Source organism: Pedobacter sp. R20-19, assembly GCF_000708265.2.
Lineage (GTDB): Bacteria > Bacteroidota > Bacteroidia > Sphingobacteriales > Sphingobacteriaceae > Pedobacter.
Genome location: NZ_JCKI01000010.1, coordinates 123,044 through 147,591, shown reverse-complemented (window position 1 = coordinate 147,591; position 24,548 = coordinate 123,044). Strand labels below are relative to the sequence as shown.

Here is a 24,548-nt window from a genome sequence, read left to right as displayed (position 1 = left end):
AACAGAGAAGTTAAGCCCACCAGAGCCGATGGTACTGCGGTAACACGTGGGAGAGTAGGTCGGTGCCAAATCTTAAAAGCCTTAAGCGGCGTTTAACCAGGACCCTTGCAGTAACAACTGCAGGGGTTTCTGCGTTTATAATAAAAAAGCTGAAAGATCAAAGTGGAAAGACCAAAGCGGGAAGGAAAAAGCTTAAAGACAAGGCTGATAGCATGGCGCATAACCTTTTAGGCGTAATGCCATTAAAGGACAGGTTTCCATCATCTGGAAATGCTTCGTGCCTCAGCATGACAGTGACTGGGAGAATACTTTAACGAAGTGTATAAGCCAATTCTAATAAACCCGATGGGAGCGAAAATCATTTTGGTAAATTGTAATTCCCATTCCTTGATTCATCCAACCAAAAGATTGCAGTGTACAGCAGGACGAAATTAGTCAAATGATGTAGTTAAGTTTTTCTAAAAATTTAATTATACAGGAATTCATTTATTATTTACCTTCTTATTCCTAAATATGTTTTTTAATAATTATTTCCTGTCGATTATCTTTCACAATTAGATTCGTAATAAAGATCATATTTAAAACTGATTCATTGCAAATATGTTAATATAATAAGGTTTGCCATAATATTTGGTTATCTTTGTTTTTAACAACAATTTATATAAACGAGTAATGAGTTTTTTTGCAGAAAAGAGAAGGGAAGTAATGGTGCATATCGAGAAGTATATGCTCGAAATGATGGATACATACCTTAAGCCTATTGATACCAATTGGCAGCCATCTGATTTTCTACCTGATTCTACCAGTGATACATTTTATCAGGATATTAGAATTCTGCGGGAGAATGCAAAAGATTTATCTTATGATCTTGTTGCTGTATTAATTGGTGATACCATTACCGAAGAGGCATTGCCTACTTACGAATCATGGCTTGCTATGGTTCAAGGACCAAGTATGAAAGAAGATGGTGGATGGATGAAGTGGAACAGACACTGGACTGCTGAAGAAAATCGCCATGGTGATCTTTTGAATAAGTATTTATATTTGTCAGGTCGTGTGGATATGCGTCAGATGGAAATTTCTACGCAATATTTAATTGCAGATGGTTTTGATATTGGTACTGGCCATGATCCTTATCGCAATTTTATTTATACTTCGTTTCAGGAATTAGCCACCAATATTTCTCATAGGAGAGTAGCCTCTTTAGCAAAAAGAGATGGTGATACGCTCTTATCTAAAATGTGTGGTGTTATTGCTTCTGATGAAGCTAGACATGCTAAAGCTTATAAAGACTTTATGAATCGTATTTTTGAAGTAGATCCTAATGAGGCCATGCTTGCTTTTGAAGATATGATGCGTAAGAAAATTGTAATGCCTGCGCATTTTTTACGTGAAGTAGGTTTGAAAATAGGACAGACCTTTGGGCATTTTACTGATGCAGCGCAACGTTTAGGTGTATACACCGCTGTTGATTATGTAGAAATTATGCAGCAGTTAATTGAAGATTGGAAAATTGATGGCATGCAGGATTTAAATGATGCTGGTGAAAAGGCACGTGACTATATCATGGCTTTGCCTTCTCGCTTACTACGTGTTGCTGAGCGTATGAAAACGCCAACAATTGATTATAAATTTACCTGGATTGCTGGTTAATCCACTTATATAAAATTATTAAAGGTCCGTTTGATTATATTCAAATGGACCTTTTCTTTGTTACATGTTTCTACGATATTGACCGCCAACCTCGTAAAGTGCATTACTGATTTGACCAAGTGAACAGACCTTGCAAACCTCCATAAGCTTTTCAAATATGTTTTCACCATCAATTGCGGATTTTTTGAGTTGATTTAGTAAGTCATTTGATTTATCTGCGTTCCTATCCTGAAACTTTCTTACTGCATCAATTTGAAACTGTTTTTCTTCTTCGGTAGCGCGAATAACTTCTCCCGGAACTATAGTTGGTGAGCCATTCTTATTTAAAAAAGTATTTACGCCAACAATCGGATACTCGCCGGTATGTTTTAGTGTTTCATAATAAAGGCTCTCCTCCTGTATTTTTCCACGTTGATACATGGTTTCCATAGCACCTAAAACGCCTCCCCGATCATTAATTCTTTTGAATTCCTGTAATACGGCATCTTCCACCAGATCAGTTAATTCTTCAATGATGAACGCTCCCTGCAGTGGATTTTCATTTTTTGCCAAGCCTAATTCCCTGTTGATAATCAGTTGAATGGCCATTGCTCTACGTACAGATTCTTCTGTGGGCGTGGTAATGGCTTCATCGTAAGCATTGGTATGTAGCGAATTACAATTATCGTAGATGGCATAAAGGGCTTGTAAAGTTGTTCGGATATCATTAAAATCTATTTCCTGAGCATGCAGGGAACGACCTGATGTTTGAATGTGATACTTTAACTTTTGTGACCGATCATTTCCTTTATATTTGTTTTTGATGGCTTTAGCCCAGATTCTTCTTGCCACCCTACCAATCACAGCATATTCGGGATCTATTCCATTTGAAAAGAAGAAAGATAGGTTTGGCGCAAAGTCATCAATATGCATTCCTCTGCTCAGATAATATTCAACAAAAGTAAAGCCGTTGCTTAAGGTAAAAGCGAGTTGCGAGATTGGATTTGCTCCAGCTTCTGCAATATGGTAGCCAGATATGGAGACTGAATAAAAGTTTCGTACTTTTTCATCAATAAAATATTTTTGAATATCTCCCATCATTCTGAGTGCAAATTCAGTTGAGAAGATACATGTGTTTTGCGCCTGATCCTCTTTTAAAATATCTGCTTGTACTGTTCCACGAACCGAACTTATGGCTTTTGCCCTGATTGCCAGATAAATTTCTGAAGGTAAAACCTCATCACCTGTTACCCCCAGAAGCATTAATCCTAAGCCATTATTACCTTCAGGAAGTGTACCATTATAAGCAGGGCGAGGAATATTTTTGGAGCGATAAATTTTCTCTATTTTGTGTTCTATCTCTTCTTGTAAATTATTTTCTATGATGTATTTTTCACACTGCTGATCTATAGCTGCATTCATGAAAAAACCCAATAACATTGGAGCAGGGCCATTGATGGTCATGGATACTGAAGTGGATGGGGCGCAAAGGTCAAAACCGGAATATAACTTTTTCGCATCATCAAGTGTGGCAATACTGACTCCTGAATTTCCAATTTTACCATAAATATCAGGGCGGATATGTGGGTCTTCTCCATAAAGTGTTACAGAATCAAAAGCTGTAGACAGGCGATGCGCTGGTTGACCTAATGAAACATAATGGAAGCGTTTATTTGTACGCTCGGGGCCACCTTCACCCGCAAACATTCTCGTTGGGTCTTCACCATCCCGCTTTAACGGAAAAACACCTGCTGCATATGGAAATTCTCCGGGAAGATTTTCTGTAAGTAGCCACCTTAAAATATCGCCCCAATCTTCATATCGGGGTAAAGAAACTTTTGGGATATTCAGTTTTGATAATGATTCGTAATATAATGGTTGTTTAATTTCTTTATCTCGTACTTTGTAAATAAAAAATTCTTCTTTATAAGCCTTTTTTGTTTCTGGCCATTGACGAAGCAAACGTTTGCATTCGCCATCTAATTGTTCTTCAAAAAAAGATAAAGTCCCCTCTAAATCTCCTCCGGAAGGGGAGACTTTGCCTTTCTCATCAGTTATTTGGTGTTTATTTAACAGATCAATTACACCTTTGAGCTGGTACATTTTTCTGGCTATTTCTGATTGCTTATCTACCCACTCGTTATATGCCTGACTTCCTTCTGCAATTTCTGCCAGGTATCGGATTCGATCAGGTGGAATGATGTAAATTTTTTCTGACTGATCCGAGGTCAGTTCCATTTTGGCTTTAAAATCAGTTCCAGTTTTGGTTTTGATTTGTTCCATTAAAGCAACAAATAGGTTGTTCATACCCGGATCGTTAAATTGCGAGGCCATGGTTCCGTAAACTGGAATTTCTTCATCCTTTGCATCAAATAGGTTGTGATTGCGCCTGTATTGTTTTCGCACATCGCGAAGCGCATCTAAAGCGCCACGTTTATCAAATTTATTTAAGGCAACCAGATCTGCAAAATCAAGCATATCTATTTTCTCCAACTGTGTAGCTGCACCAAATTCGGGTGTCATCACATAAAGTGAAACATCACAATGTTCCGTAATTTCAGTATCCGACTGGCCAATGCCCGAAGTTTCTACAATAATTAGATCATATCCTGCTGCTTTACAAATGTCGATACTTTCCTGTACGTTTTTTGATAAAGCTAAATTGGCTTGTCGTGTAGCCAGTGATCTCATGTAAACTCTGTGGTTATTAATGGCGTTCATTCGAATGCGATCGCCCAGCAATGCACCTCCCGTTTTTCTCTTAGATGGATCAATGGAAATGATGGCGAGTGTTTTCTCTGGCACTTCAACCAGAAAACGGCGAACCAACTCGTCTACCAATGACGATTTTCCTGCTCCACCTGTTCCGGTGATACCAAGAATAGGGGCAAGGTTATTTTTAGATAATTTTTTTAGTTCATTTACGAATGATTGAGCACCTTCAGGATCATTTTCTGCTACGGTAATTGCGCCGGCAATGGCTTTAATGTCTTTTGTTGGAATAGTTTGCAATTCGTTTGTGATTCCTTTATTCGTGATGAAATCTGTTTGAATGAGCATATCATTGATCATTCCTTGCAGGCCCATTTTACGACCATCATCAGGTGAGTAGATTTTGGAAATTCCATAGGCCTGGAGTTCTTCAATTTCTGAAGGTAAAATTACTCCGCCACCTCCTGCAAATATTTTGATATGGCCCGGACCTCTTTCCTGCAAGAGGTCGTACATGTATTTAAAGTATTCTAGATGTCCGCCCTGGTAAGAAGTCATAGCGATTCCCTGAACATCCTCTTGTATCGCACAGTTTACCACTTCATCTACTGATCGGTTGTGGCCAAGATGGATAACCTCTGCACCTGATGACTGCAGGATACGGCGCATGATATTGATGGTCGCATCATGGCCATCAAAAAGCGATGCAGCAGTTACAAAACGGATTTTATTTTTAGGTTTATATATTTCTACGGCTTGCATATGATAGGATTTAAAGGATACTTGTGCTCGAAACCACTTATCCTTGTTTCCAAATATTTGGTATGCAAATGTACTAAAATAAGAAGCTTAAGCGATGTAGACCTTATACTGTTATGGCTTTCGGTTCAATTATAATTCCTGCGATTTACCATTTTTATCAATACCAGGGGCTTCTGAGATTATTCCAGAAGTTAGCTGTGTAATAAACAGGATATCTATGATTTATTATCCAATAATAGTTGAGGACAAATCAAATAAATAGATCCTGAAATGAATTCAGGGTGACGACTACAGTAAAACAAAAAACTATGCTGGTGGGCATAGTTTTTTGATTTATTTGTTTGTGATTTCTGTAATTGGTTCTCCAACATTACCGTTAGGCATTTGAATATGGAGCAAAGCAGCCAGTGTTGGTGCGATATCGGTCATGTAATGTGTTTTGTTCGATGCGCCAGGTTTGATTCCCCAGCCCATAAAAACCAATGGAATATGTGAATCGTATGGATTCCAGTTTCCATGAGTAGTTCCTGTGCTGCTACCATTAAACCAGTTTGGATTTAGAAGATAATAAAGATCTCCACTTCTTCTGGTATTGTAACCATTGGTGATCATTTTTTTCTGAATCTCGGGTAATGTTGCCTGCGAAATTTTTGAAATGTCTACCACATTAGCAAAACCATCCATCCTTTTAAGGAATTCAATTGATGCTGACTTAATGACATCAAAGCTTACATTAAGTTGATCTGTTTTATCGTGATCGAAAATAATCTGGTTATTCATTGATCTCAATACAATGTTATTAACCTTAAATTTTTCATTCAGATAAGTGTTCAGCTTGCTGGCGATATCTTTATCACTAACCACTCCTGAAGGCAACTTATTGGCCTGCATAAAGCCAGGTACATGGGCTGCACCATGATCGGCGGTTAAAAATACGGTGTAATTTCCTTTGCCAACTTTCTTATCTAGATAATTAAAAAATTCTTCGATATCTTTATCAAGTCGAAGATAAGTATCTTCTGCTTCTACTGAATTCGGACCATAAGCATGGCCAACGTAATCGGTAGATGAACAACTTACTGCAAGGAAATCGGTAATGTTATCCTGACCTAAATCTTCTGAGAGGATGGCTAATTTGGCAAGATCTAAAGTAATGGTATTGCCATAGGGTGTGCTTCTGATCGCATCATAGTTTTTACCTGCAAACTGTGCAAGGCTATGCGGAAAGGTACTTTGTTTTCCTTCATAAACCTGTTCATCTGCTGTGCTATTCACATAGGTATTTATGGGGTATAAGGTTTCCCAATTCTTTGCGTAGAATTTGTTAGCCAGTTTAAGTTTATTATAATCAGCAATCCAGGTGGGTACTTCCTTCATATAATAGCTGCTGGTGATCCAGTTTCCAGTACTTCCCTGATACCAGTATGCAGCATTTGCTGCATGGCCTGCCGGAAGAATGGAACCTCTGTCTTTCAAAGAAATTCCGATGACTTTACCACGAAAATTGGTTGCTAACCTTAATTCATCTGTAATGGTTGAGGTTAACATATTTTTGGGAGACATATTTCCTTCTGATGATGGTGTACTTCCTACAGTTACTACGCTTGTATCTTCCGTACAGTACATATTTTTTTTCGTTTCCGGATCAAACCAATCATTGCCGATAATGCCGTGAATGGCTGGAACTGAACCTGTGTAAATACAGGTATGTCCGCAGGCAGTATAAGTTGGTGTATAGGGTATATACGTATTCTCAACAGAGAACCCTTCGTTAATTAGCCTTTTAAAACCTCCATTGGTGTATCGGTTGTAATATCGATATAAATAATCCCATCTCATCTGATCAACAACAAGACCCACAACTAACTTTGGTCGAGCGACTTCGGCTGGAATGGTTTTAGCTTGAGTTGAGACCGTTTTCTTGGTTTGTGCTGATGCGATTGAAGCAGACAGGAGAGCGAGTGAAAAGAGTAAATAAGAAATTTTCTTCATTCTATTTTTAGTAAGGGCCTAAATTAATAATTTTAAGATGAAGAACTTTTGAAGTTTTTGTAAAGTTTTCATATCGCTTCAGCTACCACAAATGTACTTCCGCCGATATAAACAAGATCATTAATTGCTGCATTTTTTATCGCGGCTTCCTTTGCAGCTAATACTGATGCATAGCTATCACCAAGAAGATTAAATACAGATGCCTGTGCTGCCAATTCCGTTTCAGCTAATCCTCTTTCTAAATCTGGCTTGCAAAAATAATATGTAGCGTTTTGGGGCAATAGGGATAAAACTTTAGAAATGTCCTTGTCTTTCACCATACCAAAAACGATGTGTAATTTATCGTGAGGTGTTTGGTTAATGTTTTTTATGACTTCAGCAATGCCGGCTTCATTATGCCCGGTATCACAAATGACTAATGGATTGGTTTGCAAAGTTTGCCATCGGCCTTTTAAGCCTGTTAATTTTTTTACTTGTTTAAGTCCGCTGTAAATGCTTTCGTCTGAAATTTTGAAATTTGTTTTTTCATTCAGTACACTTAAAGCCTTAATTACGGTAAGGATATTTTTATGTTGATATACGCCGGTTAAATCACAGATCAGGTTGGGGTATATCATTTCCTGATTTTGATAAACCGATAATGAAAGTCTGGTGTTTTTGATCTTGGCATTTTGAACATTTAACTCCGCATCGGCGAATGCAATCGGCGCATTCATCTCTTTGGCTTTCTGTATAAAAACTGGGGCTGATTTCTCCTGTGTTTCTCCAATTACAACAGGTGTATTTTTTTTGATGATACCTGCTTTTTCCCCGGCAATTTCTTCAAGGGTATCGCCAAGCATATTCATGTGATCCAGACTGATATTGGTGATTACGGAAAGCTTAGGACGAATGATGTTGGTAGAGTCTAAACGACCGCCCAGTCCAACTTCTATCACTGCAATATCAACATGATGCCTGGCAAAATAATCAAAGGCCAATGCTACCGTAACTTCAAAAAATGAAGGTTCTATCTCTTCAATCAGTTTTTCCTGTGCTTCGACAAATTTAACGACTTCCCTTTTACTGATCATTTTTCCATTGATGCGGATACGCTCACGGAAATCTTTAAGATGTGGTGAAGTATATAAACCGGTTTTGTAACCTTGTGCCTGTAAAACTGCAGCCAGCATATGTGAAGTAGAACCTTTACCATTTGTACCAGCAACATGAATGCTTTTAAACTGGTGTTGTGGATTATTTAATGATTCACAAAGAATGAGCGTATTGGTAAGATCTTTTTTAAAGGCAGCGGCACCAATCCGGGTAAACATCGGGAGTTTACGGTATAAAAAATCAAGCGTTTGCTGGTAATTCATGTGGCAAATATACATCAAGGTATTTCAACTTGAAATTGAAATTTTGACTATTATAATATCTTGCCTGATGTAGGTTTCCAATCTTAATAATGGTGGAGAAATAACTTTCTTAAACACAAAAGCACAGGAGATACCTGTGCTTTTGTGTTGTATTAATAATAATATCAAAATTTATTGAAGCAACTATTTTAGTTTACACCGAAATTAAAGGTAACTAATCCAGTTTGATTATCTCCACCTTCTTCAGCTTTAATGATCGAGGAATTTAAAACAGCCTTAATACATTTGTTAACGAGTTCAGTATCAGTTGTGGTAGATCCTTTAAGACTTTGAGTAGCCTTAATGATTTTTCCGGATTGGTTAAAATACACCCTAATTACGATTCTGCCAGTTTTTTGACCATCATCTGTTGGTTTTTCTAAGTTTGCAAAGCGTCTTAAGGGAAGTGGTGTATTTCCATTTCCTGAACCGCCAGCGCCATAATTGTTGGCTAATGGATCGCCATTTACAGAACCTTGGTTGCCAGGTGTATTTCCGGTGCCATCTCCACCGCCCTGGCCTGTACTCTTCTTGCCTTTGTAAAGTGCATTTTGGTTTACCACAGGCTGTGTCGGTTTTTCCTCTTTAGCGGTAGTTGGGGTAGGAGCCTTCGTTTTTGTTGGCTTTGTATTAACAGCAATTGCCTCTTCAGTATTTTGTGTCTGAATTTCCTTCTCACCAGTTTCTACCGTTGTATTTTCGGTTACTTTTTCTTCTGGTACAACTTTATCAGGCGCCTTATTGTTGGCATTTGGATCTGCAGAAGGTTCTTCAATACTGGTATAATCATCACCCATTCCGGTTTCAGCCGTACCATAGTTTACCACCATACCACCCATCCCTAAATCTTGAGGTGGCTCAAAAGAATTAATTACAATCAGAAAGCTAATGGCAAGCAACACGGCCATAATCCCGCTGGAAATGGCAATGGCTTTAGGATAATTATTTTCTTCTGTAGTTTTCATTATTTTTTAGGTTCTACAGCTAAAACGAGTTTTAATTTCAATTTGTTTGCCACATCGTAGGCCACCATGATATTCTCTGCAGGTACATTTTTCGCCACATATAAAACGATGGTCATATCAGGTGCTGCTTTCTGGTAAACTTCTATTGATGATTGTAAGGCATCAGCAGTTACTGGTTTCTTATCAACGAAATAATTAAACTTATCGTCTATACTAACCGTTACTGCTTTTTTGGCTGTTGATTGTTGTCCGCTGGAAGATTGCGGCAAGAGCAATTTAACCACCTGAGGATTTACGACAGCTGAGGCCAATAAGAAAAACAACATCAGAAAGAACATAATGTCGTTCAGTGCTGATGTATGTACTTCTACACTTCCTTTTGTTCTTTTGCGTAAATTCATTATTTGCTTGGTTCTTCTAATAAATCAATAAAATCAATTGCATCTGTTTCCATTTTTAAGATGATTTTTTCCACCATAATGTTTAAAATGTGATACAATACATAAGCGATAATTCCGATAATTAAACCAGAAGCGGAAGTAATCATTTTAGTATATAAACCTCCTGAAATGGTACCGATTTCAATAGCACCTTTAATAGATACCTGGTGGAAGATCGTAATTACCCCTACAATGGTTCCAACGAAACCAAGCATGGGTGCAATCCCTGCTACAATCCCTAAAATGCTAATGTTCTTCTCTAATTTGGAAACCTCTAGTTTACCTACATTTTCAATTGCTCCTTCAATGTCTTTAATCGGACGACCAATACGTTTCAATCCCTTTTGTAACATGCGGGATAGTGGGGAATTATTATTTTTCAATAGCGACATTGCACCATCTAAATTTCCTGAATGAATATATGATCTGATTTGCCCCATCAAATTTGATTCATCTTTTGTAGCCTTTTTAATAGTTAAATAACGTTCTACAAAAATTACTAAGGCTAAAAATGCCAGAAATGCCAGTGGAATCATTACCCAACCGCCTTTAAAAAGCAGGTCAATAAAATGAAGTTCTTCCGGAGCCGGTTGTGTTAACGCCTGGTTAACCGCATTTGCTGTGTCTTGAATCGCTTGCGTGGTGTCTTGAATTAATAAAGTAATCATTATGGTTGTGTGTTGGTAAATATTTGTTGTACGAAAAATCCTTTTCCTTTTAGTTTTTTCTGTAAAATCTCTTTTTGTGCTTCAGCTTCTTTTTGCGTTTTAAAACTGGCAATACTTACCTTTTTTAAACGACCAGGCAATTTAGCTATTTCAGCCTTTAAACCTAATTTTTCCATCTGCTTAATAAAAACCAGTGCTTTCTTTTCCGATTGAAAAGAGGCTGCAATGACATTAAAGGTAGAAGGGCCTGTATTTACCGGGATTTTATTTTCCACTGTTGTTTCAGTGGTAGGTTTAATTACAGGTTTCTTGCTGAGCTTGCCAAGTGAATCTGTTTTTTGCTGAACCTGATTTACTCTTAAAATGCTATCCGTTTTGGCTGCAGAATCCTGTCTTGCTTTGGTGGTATCAATGGTTGCTTTTGGTGAATCAATAACCGTTTTAGCAGATGGTACACTTTCCGTCTGACCTGTGAATATTTCGGGTTTAACCAGGTAAGTGATAGCTGCAATGATCACCAAAATTAAAATGATAATCGTTATTTTCAGCCAGGTAGACATACCTTGTGGCGTTTCATCCTCAGGAACAATAGGGTCGTGGCCAAAGCGATTCGGATGTTCAGCATGCTGTTCCTTGATAAATTGAGGGGCATCAATAACAGGTTCTACCGCTGCTGTATTTTCTTCTAAATTAATGTATGTTTTTGGCGCTTCTGTTTCAGACCTTAAAGAGAAACGGCTTGAATAATCTACAGGTTTTACATGATTTTGCTCTTGAGATTCAATCTTATCTGATGTCGAATTATTTTCGTGTGCAGCTTTAGTAGCTTCAGTTTCATGTTGAACAGCGGCTTTGTGCTCCACTTCAGATTCTGGTGTATGACCAAAACGATTAGGATGTTCAGCATGTTGCGCTTTCACCACCTGCGGTGCTTCAATTATCGGTTCTTCCTGACCAGTGTTTGTATTCGATATGATATCTGACTCCAAATCAGTAGATGCTGGAATACCTTCATTTGAATTTATATTAGCATTTATTGAAGTTTCCTCTTCAGGCGTATGGCCGAAACGATTAGGTTGTTCAGCATGTTGCTCCTTAATAAATTCTGGCGCATCAGTGATGTTCTCACTTTCCGTGATGTTTTCTGTTGCATTTATATTCTCTTTTTCATTAGAATTGGAAACAGGCTCATTTGAATCAGGAATGGCTTTAATAGCTTCTTCCTCTTCAGGTGTATGCCCGAAATGATTAGGATGTTCAGCGTGTTGATCTTTAATAAAATCAGGTGCTTCCGTAATTTTCTCCGTAGAATTTTCAGTGTGTTGTAAAGTATTTTTAAAATCATCTTTAACTTCATCCAACTCAATATTTTCAATAGTGGGATGATGATATGATTTATTAGCAAATGGAGAAGATGCAACTGGTGCTTCAGCTATTTCGGTGTGAATTTCTGTTTCGTCTGCTTTTAATACTTCAGGTTTCACCTCTTCCGTAACCGTATCTGATAATGCAGGTAAGCCGAAAAATTCTGAACCATAATTGATATTTTGAGCCGGATCAAAACTTAAGCCTTCATGCTCCGTAAAGTATAGTCTTCCAATACGATCAAGTACAGCTTCATGATCCTGTTCAAGTAGCTGATTAATTTCGTCTACAAATTGAGAAATATAATATTGCGCACTTTCCCTTGAAATGTTTCGCTTAGCTGAAATGTAATCTTCTAAACTATTTTCTTCTTTAACCTCACGTGTAAATTGTAAAGTGAACCCTGGAGGCAAAAAAGATTGTTTTTCCTTATCGTATCTGCCAGGATATTTCTTTTTATAGAAAGTTCCCAGGCTGGCAACACCAACTTCTTTGCGTTGTTGCAAGAGTTCGAAAAGGTATGATAAGATATCCATTTTGTAAAATTATTATTTTAGAATTAAAAAAGATATTCCTTTAAGCTGTCTTGAAGACTATTTTTAAAAAACACATCTGTAAAAAGCTCTGAAATAAGATAGGAATAAATTGTTTTTATCATGTTGATTTTACTGTTTTATAGGATGGATCTCGGTATTCCTTCAAAGATAACGGTTACAAAGATAAAAATGGTATGTTACGAATCAAATGCGCAGGTAAATATAAAGCCATTCATTATCTGTTGGATTTTTAAAAGGATTTAGCGCTATAAAATTTTGGACAAAAATACAGGTGCCTATTTAGTATAAAACCCATACTTATTTCTGATATTTATGGAATGGTAAGGTGGTAAAACTTAAATATTGAACCAGGTAACACATGATATAAGGTTAATTGGCCATTATGCTAAAATACTTTTTGGTCTTTTTTGGTGATAAGGCTGATCATGCTATGGCGTGTGTGGCTATCATGTTGAAAAGCATCGCCAAGGTATCTCTATAGTAGAAATTTAATAACAGTACCGGAAAAAATGATGTCAGTAGAAAATACAGCAACAGAAAATAGCGCTGCATTAACCGATGCGGGAATTACGCCAGATAAGAAGACATTTCTACAATTTTTAACAGAAGATTGGTGGGCCGTAATTTTGGGTTCCATTATCATTGCCACGGTTTTATTTTTAACCAATAATGGCACAACCATCGCTTTGCCTGTTTATAAATGGAATGGAAGTGAAGATTTATTTAATAAAATTTTATCTCCCGGAAACCTGCTGCTCATCCTGGAAACTGGTGTGATTTTTTTGGCACTGGCCAGTATCGCCATTGCATTATCCGGTGGGAACGTTGCCCGGTTTGCTGCTGGCTTCGGCTTAATTTATCTACTTGCCAATATTGCCTTCATTATTGGTGGAAATAAAACTGTTTCCTATTACGGATTGGAGTATGTGGTATTTGCCTTACTGATCGGAATATTAATGGGTAACCTCATTAAGCTTCCATCCTGGTTAAAGGAAGCGGTTCGCTCAGAATTTTATATTAAAACAGGTCTTGTAATATTAGGCACAACTATTTTGTCTGCAGATTTAATTAAAGCCGGCTTACCCGGAATTATTCAAGCAGTAATTGTGGTAAGTGCTGTGTGGTTCTTTTCTTTGTGGCTAAGTCGCAGGCTAAAAGTAGACGATGAATTTGGAATAATCTTAGCATCAGCGGTATCTATTTGTGGGGTATCCGCGGCGATTGTCGCTGCGGGAGCCATTAATGGCGATAAGAAAAAATTATCTTATGTCACTACGCTCGTTTTGATTATGGCAATCCCGATGATGGTGATTCTGCCTTGGGCAGTCAGGTATTTTCATATACCTGAGGTTATTGGAGGTGCCTGGTTAGGGGGAACATTAGATACCACAGCAACCGTAACGGCAGCAGGAGATTTGGTTGGTCCCATTGCCGTGAAAGCAGGGGTGATTGCCAAATTTTCTCAAAACGTGTTCATTGGTGTAGCAGCATTTTTTATTGCCATTTGGTGGGCTTATCGAAAACCTGCAAATTCAAATGGCGAAATTCCTGCAGTCAAAACCAAAAGTCCGGGATTAAAAATTGTATGGGAACGTTTTCCAAAATTTGTGCTGGGATTTGTGGGTGCATCACTGGTTTTTTCATTTTTACTTTCCCCTGCCACAGCGAAAAGTGTTGGACCAACTCTAAATGGTTTGCGTACCACCTGGTTTGCCATTGCTTTTATTTCAATTGGTATGGAAGCTAAGATTTCTTCACTGGTTAAATTACAGGGAGGCAAACCAGCACTAACATTTGTGGTGGCACAGATTTTTAATATCTTCTGGACACTTTTATGGTCGTATATTTTGTTTGGAGGGTATTTATTGCCCGTTCCAGATTTTAAGTAGGCAACCAAAGAAGCAAAGTTGCCGGCTCGCAATTTTTCTGTTGAAGTTAGTAACCAGGCTAAGATATTGCTATCCCGAAAAATTGACCATGCCGGTCAAAGAGCAGAACGGAGAAACAATGGTTTGGCCTTGCCGGGTTTTTATGCGATCGCTACTCCCCTTTTTTTTTAAAGAGGGGTGCCCGAAGGGCGGGGTGGTTAAGTTTTTTGTTTTTCATAAAAAAAGGCAGGACAACCAAAGTCATCCTACCTTTAATTATTGTCAATGAAAATTCTAATTAGAAATTAGATTTATCTACATCCCACCACAATCTGGTACCGCCATTATCAGGTCCGCCTAATAAGCCAACCGCTTTAACCACTTCAGCACTGTTCCCATTTCCAAATTCGGTAGATGGATAAGGCAATCTTCTGATTTGCGTTTGGGTATTAATTGTTCCGTTGCTGAAATTATTCGCTACCGTAAACAATTTCGGGTAACCGGTACGTCTGAATTCAGACCAAGCTTCCTGTCCGTCAGGAAAAATAGCCAACCATTTTTGTGTAATAATTCTTTCTAGTTTCTGTTCATTCGAAGCAGCTGCATCCCATCTAACCGTAATCGTACTTACTGCAGCAGCATTATTTGCCGGATTTTTAGGATCTACATAAGCAGTTGGTCTACTCGTTGCATCCGCTAAATAATTTCCAGCACTTACATTCCACTGTTGAAGTGAAGTGGTAATACCGGTTTCGTAATTTGTTTGTGCATCGCCTGCCCCAGTCCAACCCCTTAAAGCAGCTTCAGCCTTTAAAAACCAAACTTCGGCAGCAGTCATTAAAATCTGAGGTGCTTTTTGTCCGGCAGGTGATCTTAGATTATCACTTGAATTGATGCTGGAATAAGTTTTATAACCTGCCTTACCCAAACCGTTAAATGAGGTATTTGCACCAGATCTGATCCCGATGTATTGACCAGTAAATAACGGATCTGTTGCAGGTGTAGCGTAAACTGGTAAGCGTGGATCATTATAACCGACTAAATAAGACTGTAAAGCTGCGCCTAAAGCATTATCGCCATCATAAGATACGGTAACCACCCATAAATCGTTATCTCGGGTTCCAGATTGGGCAACTGCAGCATTATCTGTAACTGTAGTTAATAAACCACCTGGTGCACTTAACGCTTTTTCTCCCTGAAGTTTTGCTGTAGCTGCATCAGCTTTCACAATCCGCGTGGCCAAACGTAAGCGCAGTGAATTCGCTAGTTTTAACCATTTAACCGGATCGCCCTGATAAACTAAATCACCTTTATCATAAAAAGCAGGAGTTCCCGGTTTTGCTGTGATGTACGCTTGTAAGTTAGTTGCTGCGGTATCAATCTGCCTAAAAAATGCATCGTAAACTGTTTTTTGATTCTCGTAAGGCGTAGATACCAATGATGAACCCGCTGTAGTATATGGAATCGGACCGAACTTATCAGTCACCCTACTCATCGCCATTACCTGAACCAAAAGGGCAATTCCCCAAGCTTCAGGCGATTTTGTTTTAACCTCGCTCTGGCCAATTTTAGAAATTGGCGCCATTACGAAATTGTATTGATCATTAAAACCAGTGCTGTTCCATCCATTATTAAGCGAATAGTTCATGTTGTTGATCCCACCGTTAAATGGCGTTGGCGGCATCATGTAACCGCTAAAAGCATCCGCACTTAAATTCTGTGCAATTTGGTAGTTGTGAAAAATTTCCTGCTCTATCGGGCCAATTGCAGATTTTAAAAGGGCAGTAGTTTGCTCTGGTGAAAGTGCAGTTGGATTAGTATTATACTCTTCAAAGTCTTTGGTGCATCCAAAATTCAGAGCCATTAAAGATGCCAGCAAAACAGCAGACAGTCCTTTAATCCCCTTACCAGCAGATTTATGATATATATTTTTCATGTTGTTTTTCAATAGAATTAAAATGTTAAATTAAGATTGAAACCTAAAGTGCGGGTTGCAGGTTGATTGAATACATCAATGCCTGATAAACCGTTTCCTGTTGACATCGTGATCTCCGGATCAAACGGGGCTTTTTTGTAGAAGTAAACTAAGTTTCTGCCAGTAACAGAAAATTTCATGCTTTTGAAAGTTTTGCCAGTTAATGGTAAAGTATAACCCAAAGCGGCTTCTCTTAAACGAACCACTGTAGCGCTGTAAATGTATTCGCCAGATACGCCTGATCTTCCACCAACAATAGAATAATAGCTTTGTGGATTAATGCTTGCAGAAACTGCATTTCCTCTGGTATCTACACCATCAATTTTAACACCACCTTGATTTCTGGCATTACCAGTCGCTTCAGATACGCCAGCTTCATCCATCAAGGCTTCAGTAAGTGATAATACCTGACCACCAAATTTACCGTCAACCAAGAAACTTAAGCTAAAATCTTTATAACTGAAACTGTTGTTCCAACCCAATTGGAATTTTGGATTCGCATTGCCTATATAATTAAAGTCTGCACTTTTTAGTGGAGTATAAGGTGAAGCGCTTGTTCCATCTCCAGCCAAAATAATCCGGTTTTGGGCATCTCTCTGTAGAGTATAACCATAGATATCACCATAAGAACCACCAACTTTTAATCTGGAGATGTAAGAATTATTACCGCCGCCGGTTAAGTCAACACTGAAAATTCTGTCTTCAGAAGCGATATCGATAATTTTATTTCGGTTCGCAGAGCCATTAATCGATGTGTTCCAGTTGAATCCGTCGCCTTTAACCACATCAGCTCCTAAAATGAATTGGATACCTTTGTTCTCCACATTTCCAGCATTTAAGTATCCGGTAGATACCAATGAAGATGGTGGTGCAATTACCGGAATGTATTGGTTTCTCGTGTTAGTTTTGTAATAAGTAAAGCTAAAATTGATTCGGTTAGCAAAGAAACGTAAATCTGTTCCAATCTCGAAAGATTTGGTACGTTCTGGCTGCAATTCTCTAAAAGCCGCATTGGTATTAAACAATAATGCCCCATCTGCCTTCAAGGTATTTTGAATAAAAGTAAGGTACGGTGGCACAGTATTACCAACCTCCGCATAAGTACCTCTCACTTTTGCATAGCTGATGGCCTCAGGCAATTTAAACATTTGCGAAACAATAAAAGACAAACCAAAAGATGGATAGAAATAAGAATTGTTTGGCGTATAAGATAAGTTCGAAGACCAATCATTTCTACCTGTAACAGTGAAGAAAGCCCAGTCTTTATAAGATAAGTTGGCATTACCAAAAAACGCCTGTAACTGATTGTGGTTTGGTATAATCGCCGTGGTATTGGTTAACGTATTCCCGGTAAAAGTACCTGGTTGTGCCACAATGGTGTTGGATGGGGTGAAGAAATCAACTGCTGATAAATTTCCTGCAAGAGATAAACCAGAAGTTTTCTGATCATTAATACTTCCACCAATTAATCCATTCAGTTTAAAATCTGATCCCGTTAACGGAACAGTAAAGTTTGCAATCGCATCTACATATTTTTGGACGAAAGTCTGATTGCTTTGTGCAAAATAACCAGTTCCGGTAGAGTTAAAGTTTCCGTTGATCCCAGAGAACCTGTGGTTTTCATAATCATCAGTCGTTCTATCCATATTACCCCTCACCTGAACATTTAACCAGCTGGCCACATCATATTTAACACTTCCACTTAATAAGAAACGGTTGCGGATGGATGTATTTGGATTCAAATTGGTTAACCACCAAGGATTTTGGTTAATATCTGCCGAACCACCTAACCAGTTCTGGCGGGCAGTTCCGGTATTACCAGAAAGCAAATATTGCTCTTTATAAGGGTTAATATCTACGCCCCTTGGGAAAAGATATAAACCCACTAATGGATTTAAATATAAGCCTAAGGAAGGACTGTTGTTAATTTTCTGATTGATATAGTTCACACTTGCATCAACAGTTAACTTGTTATTTAAAAACTTAGCGGTTTCGCGTAAGTTGATGTTGTTTCTGTTTAACTTATTTCCTGGCTGAATTCCACTTGCATAAGTGTTAGAGTAAGAAAAATAAGTTTGTGCAATTTCAGATCCACCAGAAAGATTAATCGCATTCGAAGTATTAATTCCAGTCTGGAAAAAATCACTTAAATTATCTGTAGTGTTATTAATTGCACTTCCCCAGCTATCTCTCGTAGTAGCAGATGCTGGTCCGTAGCTGTTTTGAAACTTCGGTTTGTAAGCGATGTTATCAATGTTTACACCGGATGAGAAACCAATTTCAGTTTTGCCCGATTTACCTTGTTTGGTCGTAATCAAAATTACCCCATTTTGCGCCTGGCTACCATATAACGCTGCCGCAGATGCACCTTCTAAAACCGTAATGCTTGCAATATCATCAGGATTTAAGTTGGAAATCCCATCTCCACCATCCTGGCCGCCACCAAAAACACTGTTCTGCTGACCGTTTGCATTACCATTATTACTGATTGGCACCCCATCAATTACATACAGAGGCTGGTTATTTCCGCTCACTGAACGGCTACCACGTAAAATTACTTTGGCAGAACCACCCACACCAGATGCACTTGGGCTAATGGTTAAACCCGCAACTTTTCCATTTAGCGAGTTCATTAAATTAGGACTTTTAACCTTCGATAATTCATCGCCCGATACTTGCTGCGTATTGTAGGTTAATGATTTTTCTGATCTTTTAACTCCTAGTGCGGTTACCACAACCGTTTCCAGATTTTTCGAATCGGCACCCATCGAAACATCAACAGTGCTTTCTGTACCTACCGTTACCTCTTTATTTTGATAACCGATAAAAGAGAATACCAAAACATCGCCAGCTTTAGCAGAAATGCTATATTGGCCTGAAGTATTGGTTTGCGTGCCAGTTTTTGTGCCCTTTATAACAACTGTTACACCGGGTAGGGTAACGCCCTTTTCATCTTTTACCGTTCCTTTAATCACATCCTGATAAACCGAGTGGAAGGAAATTGCGTGTTTGAAATGATTGATAGGTGCAGCTGCGTATAAACCTGTAGATGCATAAAGCAATAAACAAGTTAGCTGTAAAGATTTTTTCATATTCATTAAGAATAATTTTGAATAATAATTATTTGGTTAATTGTTAGTCGCCATACAGAATCCATCTGGATGGTCTATTAGTTAAGAGCATTTGTTCGGTGCAAATTGCCTACAGAAAAACTAATGATTTTAAAATTTATTTGTTCAAGCTTGATAATCATGGTATTAAAATATGTTTATCCGCATTGGATAACGTTTTAGTAACCATTATAGAAGTAACATTTTTCTATTAAACTGTCTCCCTACTAGATTTTTTTTGATTACTTTACGTTTGATTAATTAAACTAATTAATTTGAAAGCAGCAAAGCCAGATCTGATCGTTTTATGGAATAAGATTTGCCTAGAAAGTGATATCAACGCTTTTGAGCAGCTGTATCGGTATCTATATAGCCGTTTGATCAGGTTCTCTGTTTATTATGTTGGCGATAAACAAGCCGCAGAAGATCTGGTGACGGAGGTTTTTGTTAAATGTTGGGAAAATCGTACTTCAGGTACATCAATTCTAAATCCCGAAAGCTATCTTTTTATCGCGGTTAAAAACCAATCACTTAAATACCTGAAAAAAAATTCTACTGTTACATTTATTGATTTAGTAGATGTAGATGACGATGTTTCGGTAACCGCACAAACGCCACAATACATTTTAGAAACGAAAGAACTCCACAAGCAACTTAATCTCGCCATTGAAAGTTTGGCACCCCAGGCTCGTGAGGTATTCCGGTTGATTAAAGAAGGTGGAATGAAGTATAAAGAGGTTGCCGAAATGTTAAATATTTCTCCACGCACCGTACAAACACAATTATTCAGGGCAATTGCTAAACTCCGGTTAATTCTAAAGCCATTAGGCGAAATGGATTCTGGTGAGAATAGAAGCAGAAGAATAATTTCGTTGTTGTTTCTTTTAGGCACTTTATCTTTTTTATATTACTTGTAGGCAATTTTCAATAAAATAGGAACCTTAAAATAGAATAACATAACTATAATGACAGATCAAAGATTTACAGAATTGCTTGGAAAACAATTGGCCGGAGAAATTTCTTCGGATGAATCTTTGGAGTTGAAATCAATTTTAGAGAATAATACAGCATTAAATAAAGAATATCACCTTTTGCAAAGCTACCTGGAATCTGAAACAGAGGAAGAAGAAAATATCGACGTGGTTTTTGATCGCATCAAAAGTCAGATTCAGATTCCTGCCAAACCTGTTCTGAAAGTCATTAATACAAGGAATCAGATCTGGTTAAAAATAGCTGCGGTAGCAGCTGTTATCCTGATTGGTATTATGGTTTACCGTAATGATCTGTTTATTTCCAATAAAGCAGATCAGGTGGCCTTAATTAAAGTGCAGACCAACGCAGCTGAAATGAAAACCATTACACTGGCAGATGGTTCAACTGTAAAAATAAACTCGGCCAGCGAATTAAGTTATCCTACGAAATTTAATGGAGCGATGAGAGATGTTTACCTCTCTGGTGAAGCATTTTTTGAAGTAAAAAAAGATTCGCAGCATCCTTTTATCGTGCATACCAAAAATACAGCAGTAAAAGTTCTGGGTACCGCATTTGATGTGAAGGCCTATCCTAATGATGCCGCTGAAGAAACTACTTTAATAAGAGGGAAGGTGCAAATCTTGTTAAAGGATGATAAAAAACAGCTGTTTACACTAAAGCCTAATGATAAATTTACTTTAGCAGATGGTAAGGTATTGATAAGTGAAGTGAGTGGAGATCAAGAAGAAGAGATGATGGAAACCGCTTGGACGAATCATCAACTCATTTATAAAAACAACCGTTTTGATGAAATTGCCCGTCGCTTTGAGCGTTGGTATGGTGTGAAAATCGTTTTTAAAGATCCAGAACTTAAAGCGATAACCTTTACCGGACGCGTTGATCAGGAAGCCCTAAATGAAGCATTAGATGTACTCAAGCTGATCGAAAACTTCAATTATTCCATAAAGGGTAAAAATGTCTACATCTATCGTTAATACAAACGGTAAAGGCATGTATATTTGTAGCCATGAATGGCGTGCAGAAAATCATGTTGATTATTGGATTGATTTTTCCGCTAGGTATTCAGGCGCAAACAAAAGTCAGCTTAAATTTCACCAATGCTAATTTTGAACAGGTAATAGCAGCCATTCAGCAACAAACCATTTACCAGTTTACCTACAGCGAATCTAAAATCCCCACACATCAAGTCTCCATTAAAATAGAAAATGAAGAAGCCATCAATGTGATTGAAAAGTTATTGCGCAATAGTGGTTATGGCTTTACACTTCTTTCCAATCATTTAATAGTCATCAGGAAAAATACTGATAGAAAAATGGACAGAGATAGTGTCCGTTTATTAAAGGAGGTGGTCATTACCGCATTGGGTATCGAAAAAGATAATGAACAGGTTGGTTATGCCTTAACCACCATAAAAGGATCATCCATTGCCAAAGCAAGAGAAAGTAATTTAATCATGGCGCTGCAGGGTAGGGTGGCGGGACTAAATATTACGGGTGTGAATGGAGGCCCGGGATCTGCCGCCCGTGTTCTTATACGGGGCGTTTCCAGCATGACGGCTGCATCACCTTTATTTGTGGTGAATGGCGTTCCCATTGATAATAGCATTAGAGGAAGTGCAAACGAATACGGTGGGGCCGATTATGGCGATGGGATTAGTAATATCAATCCAGATGATATTGAAACCATTACCATTTTAAAAGGCTCAGCTGCTTCTGCTTTATATGGTGCCAGAGCTGCAAATGGTGTGATTCTAATTAACCTCAAAAGTGGAGGAGATCATGCTGCTGCAAAATTTGAATACAATAACAATTTAGCCTTTGATGTTCCGGTAAACGCTACAGATTATCAGTATGTATACGGACAGGGTGCACAAAATAAACGACCATCCGATTTATACAACGCCATTTCAACCAGCTTATTAAGTTGGGGTGAAATGATGGATGGAAAATTAACACCACAGGTAGATGGTTCCATGCAGCCATATTCCCCTGTCAAAAATAACATCCAAACTTTTTACCGCACTGCTCCGGCTTTTACCAATACACTTTCTGTAGTGGGTGGAAATACCCATCAGCATTATCGGGTGTCCGTTTCCAACTTTGATTATAATTCTATTTTAAATAATGGAGCAATGAACCGAAAAACGATAAATTTCTATGGCTCGCTCGCTTTAAGTCCTAAATTAACTTTAAGCCTCACCGGAAATTATATCGATGAGCGAAACAAGAACAAAAGTTACCTCAGTGATGGCCCTTTAAATGCTAACTATGGAATTTCTACGCTGGCCACCAGTTTAGATCAATCTTTATTGGCGCCGGGTTTTGATGCCACAACTGGTTTTGAAAGCCGATGGAATGCAGATGAATATAAAACCAATCCATATTTTTTAATGAACAAACAGGCAGATGATGCCAATCGGAACCGTTATATCTCCTCAGCGGTGCTAAAATATCAATTAGCCAGCTGGGCAATGCTTCAGGGTAGAATGGGTTATGATTTCAGTAAGGATGAGTTGGTGAGTATTTTACCCACAGGAACAGCATTTTCCATCAACAGGGAAGGTGGTATAAATGCTTATGATCACAATCAAACCTCCGAATTTAATAGCGATATTTTATTTACAGCCACCCGTAACCTAGGCGATAAAATCATACTCGAACTGGCTACAGGTGCTAATTACCGGGAAAGAGGAAATAGTTCAGAAAAACTAAAAGGCTCACAGTTTAAGGTGCCCTATTTATATGTTCCTGAAAATCTGATCACCACTACTAAAACATTTGCAAAATCAAGCGTTGTTACAGAATCTGCCTATTATACCGCCGATATGAGCTATAATCGATATGTAAACTTATCCATAACCGGCCGTTACGACATCTATTCTACTTTGCCGGTAAACAATCGTGGCATATTTGTACCCGGTGTATCCGGTAGTTTTATTTTCTCAGATCTTTTAAAGTGGAAAGGATTTGATTTTGGTAAATTAAGACTTGATTACGCCAAAACCAGTGGCGAACCCATCGTTCCTTATACCACACAAATTTATTACACCACAGATAACCAGGTAAATGGTGTTCCATTAGGTGGTTTTTCAAGCGACTTGCCCAACTATAATTTAAAGCCGTATACCCTTAATGAAGTAGAGGCAGGCCTCGATCTCAAATTTTTAAATAGTCGCTTGAATCTTGATTTTACCTATTTTAATCGGCTCACGCACAATGAAATCATCAACGCTAAACAATCCGTTACCACTGGCTTTACTTCAGCCTATGTTAATCTCGGTGAAACCCGAAATGCAGGCGTGGAGATTGCTTTAGGTTATACACCGATTCTGACCACCAAAGGCAAGTGGCAAATTAACCTCAATGTAACTAAGGTTAAAAACACCCTACTTTCTATCGATGGAAATAGCAATTATACACTTACAGGAGCTTACAGACCTTTAAACGCCAATACCGCATTAGTGGTAGGCAAATCCATCACACAGATTATGGCTTATGATTATCTCCGGGATGCCAATGGAAATATCATTATCGGATCGGATGGCATTCCTAAACGTGGATATTTTATCCCCATGGGTGGTACCATGCCCACGCTCTACGGAGGCATAACCAATAGTTTCAGTTACAAGCAGTTTAGCTTTTCATTTTTAATAGATTACCGTTTCGGCAATAAAATATTATCTGCAACGGAATATTACAGTTACGTATCCGGTTTAAACAAAGCCACTTTAGTTGGAAGGGAAACCGGAATTGTTGCCGATGGAGTATTGGAAAACGGACAAAAAAATACCATAAACGTTCCAGCTTATACCTATTATCCAGAATTGGCTACTAATATATCAGCTTTAGCGGTGCTCAATGGCAGTTTTATTAAGCTTCGTCAGGCGATGCTCGGTTATACTTTTAATACCCGTTTTTTAAAACGAACACCATTTAGCCAAGTATCTATAGACCTAACCGGAAGAAACTTATTTACCTTGCTAAAGTACACCAAAAATGTAGATCCAGAATCTCAGTTTTCACCAACACTCGGCTATGCCGGAATAGAAGGGGCTTCACTTCCTCCCACAAGAACGTTTGGTATCAATTTTAATTTTAAATTCAAATAAATGG

At 38.2% G+C, this 24,548-nt stretch carries 14 protein-coding genes; 5 read left to right on the top strand and 9 right to left on the bottom strand.

Annotated features, from left to right (window positions below; genetic code table 11):
- The first annotated feature begins 672 nt into the window (after positions 1 to 672).
- A complete protein-coding gene (locus AN34_RS21040; RefSeq protein ID WP_029289013.1) occupies positions 673 to 1,653 on the top strand; it encodes an acyl-ACP desaturase in 981 nt (326 codons plus the stop codon).
- 60 nt (positions 1,654 to 1,713) lie between these two features.
- Here the strand turns inward: AN34_RS21040 and AN34_RS21035 are convergent, their stop codons facing one another.
- The 7 genes from AN34_RS21035 to AN34_RS21005 form a co-directional block, all read right to left on the bottom strand.
- Positions 1,714 to 5,106: a methylmalonyl-CoA mutase family protein gene (locus AN34_RS21035; protein WP_029289010.1), complete on the bottom strand. Its 3,393-nt coding sequence runs from the start codon at positions 5,104 to 5,106 to the stop codon at positions 1,714 to 1,716.
- Between the two features lie 333 nt (positions 5,107 to 5,439).
- A complete protein-coding gene (pafA, locus tag AN34_RS21030; RefSeq protein ID WP_029289008.1) occupies positions 5,440 to 7,098 on the bottom strand; it encodes an alkaline phosphatase PafA in 1,659 nt (552 codons plus the stop codon).
- Between the two features lie 68 nt (positions 7,099 to 7,166).
- A complete protein-coding gene (locus AN34_RS21025; protein ID WP_029289005.1) occupies positions 7,167 to 8,456 on the bottom strand; it encodes a folylpolyglutamate synthase/dihydrofolate synthase family protein in 1,290 nt (429 codons plus the stop codon).
- A 188-nt stretch (positions 8,457 to 8,644) separates the two neighbouring features.
- On the bottom strand, positions 8,645 to 9,460 hold the full coding sequence (locus AN34_RS21020) for a hypothetical protein (protein ID WP_029289002.1): 816 nt from the start codon (positions 9,458 to 9,460) through the stop codon (positions 8,645 to 8,647).
- Complete coding sequence (locus tag AN34_RS21015) at positions 9,460 to 9,861, bottom strand: biopolymer transporter ExbD (protein WP_029288999.1); 402 nt, start codon at positions 9,859 to 9,861, stop codon at positions 9,460 to 9,462. Before AN34_RS21015 ends, AN34_RS21020 begins: the two co-directional genes overlap by 1 nt.
- Complete coding sequence (locus tag AN34_RS21010; RefSeq protein WP_029288997.1) at positions 9,861 to 10,568, bottom strand: MotA/TolQ/ExbB proton channel family protein; 708 nt, start codon at positions 10,566 to 10,568, stop codon at positions 9,861 to 9,863. Before AN34_RS21010 ends, AN34_RS21015 begins: the two co-directional genes overlap by 1 nt.
- Entirely contained in the window at positions 10,568 to 12,469 is a 1,902-nt protein-coding gene (locus AN34_RS21005) for an SPOR domain-containing protein (RefSeq protein WP_029288994.1), read from the bottom strand. Before AN34_RS21005 ends, AN34_RS21010 begins: the two co-directional genes overlap by 1 nt.
- Before the next feature lie 530 nt (positions 12,470 to 12,999).
- Between AN34_RS21005 and AN34_RS21000 the strand changes: the two genes are divergently transcribed.
- Positions 13,000 to 14,379, top strand: a complete 1,380-nt coding sequence (locus tag AN34_RS21000) for a YeiH family protein (protein WP_231625597.1) — start codon at positions 13,000 to 13,002, stop codon at positions 14,377 to 14,379.
- Between the two features lie 277 nt (positions 14,380 to 14,656).
- On the opposite strand, the gene AN34_RS20990 is transcribed toward AN34_RS21000, so the two are convergent.
- Both AN34_RS20990 and AN34_RS20985 read right to left on the bottom strand, forming a co-directional pair.
- Positions 14,657 to 16,294, bottom strand: a complete 1,638-nt coding sequence (locus tag AN34_RS20990; protein WP_029288986.1) for a SusD/RagB family nutrient-binding outer membrane lipoprotein — start codon at positions 16,292 to 16,294, stop codon at positions 14,657 to 14,659.
- A 17-nt stretch (positions 16,295 to 16,311) separates the two neighbouring features.
- A complete protein-coding gene (locus AN34_RS20985; RefSeq protein WP_029288984.1) occupies positions 16,312 to 19,425 on the bottom strand; it encodes a SusC/RagA family TonB-linked outer membrane protein in 3,114 nt (1,037 codons plus the stop codon).
- A gap of 293 nt (positions 19,426 to 19,718) precedes the next feature.
- Between AN34_RS20985 and AN34_RS20980 the strand changes: the two genes are divergently transcribed.
- Genes AN34_RS20980 through AN34_RS20970 form a run of 3 tightly spaced genes read left to right on the top strand, consistent with a single transcriptional unit; the run spans position 19,719 to position 24,544 of the window.
- Positions 19,719 to 20,360 carry an RNA polymerase sigma-70 factor gene (locus AN34_RS20980; RefSeq protein WP_051666775.1) on the top strand — a complete coding sequence of 214 codons (642 nt, stop codon included), beginning with the start codon at positions 19,719 to 19,721 and terminating at the stop codon, positions 20,358 to 20,360.
- Between the two features lie 48 nt (positions 20,361 to 20,408).
- Complete coding sequence (locus tag AN34_RS20975) at positions 20,409 to 21,410, top strand: FecR family protein (RefSeq protein ID WP_029288980.1); 1,002 nt, start codon at positions 20,409 to 20,411, stop codon at positions 21,408 to 21,410.
- Between the two features lie 32 nt (positions 21,411 to 21,442).
- Complete coding sequence (locus AN34_RS20970; RefSeq protein WP_051666774.1) at positions 21,443 to 24,544, top strand: SusC/RagA family TonB-linked outer membrane protein; 3,102 nt, start codon at positions 21,443 to 21,445, stop codon at positions 24,542 to 24,544.
- Positions 24,545 to 24,548: the final 4 nt, after the last annotated feature.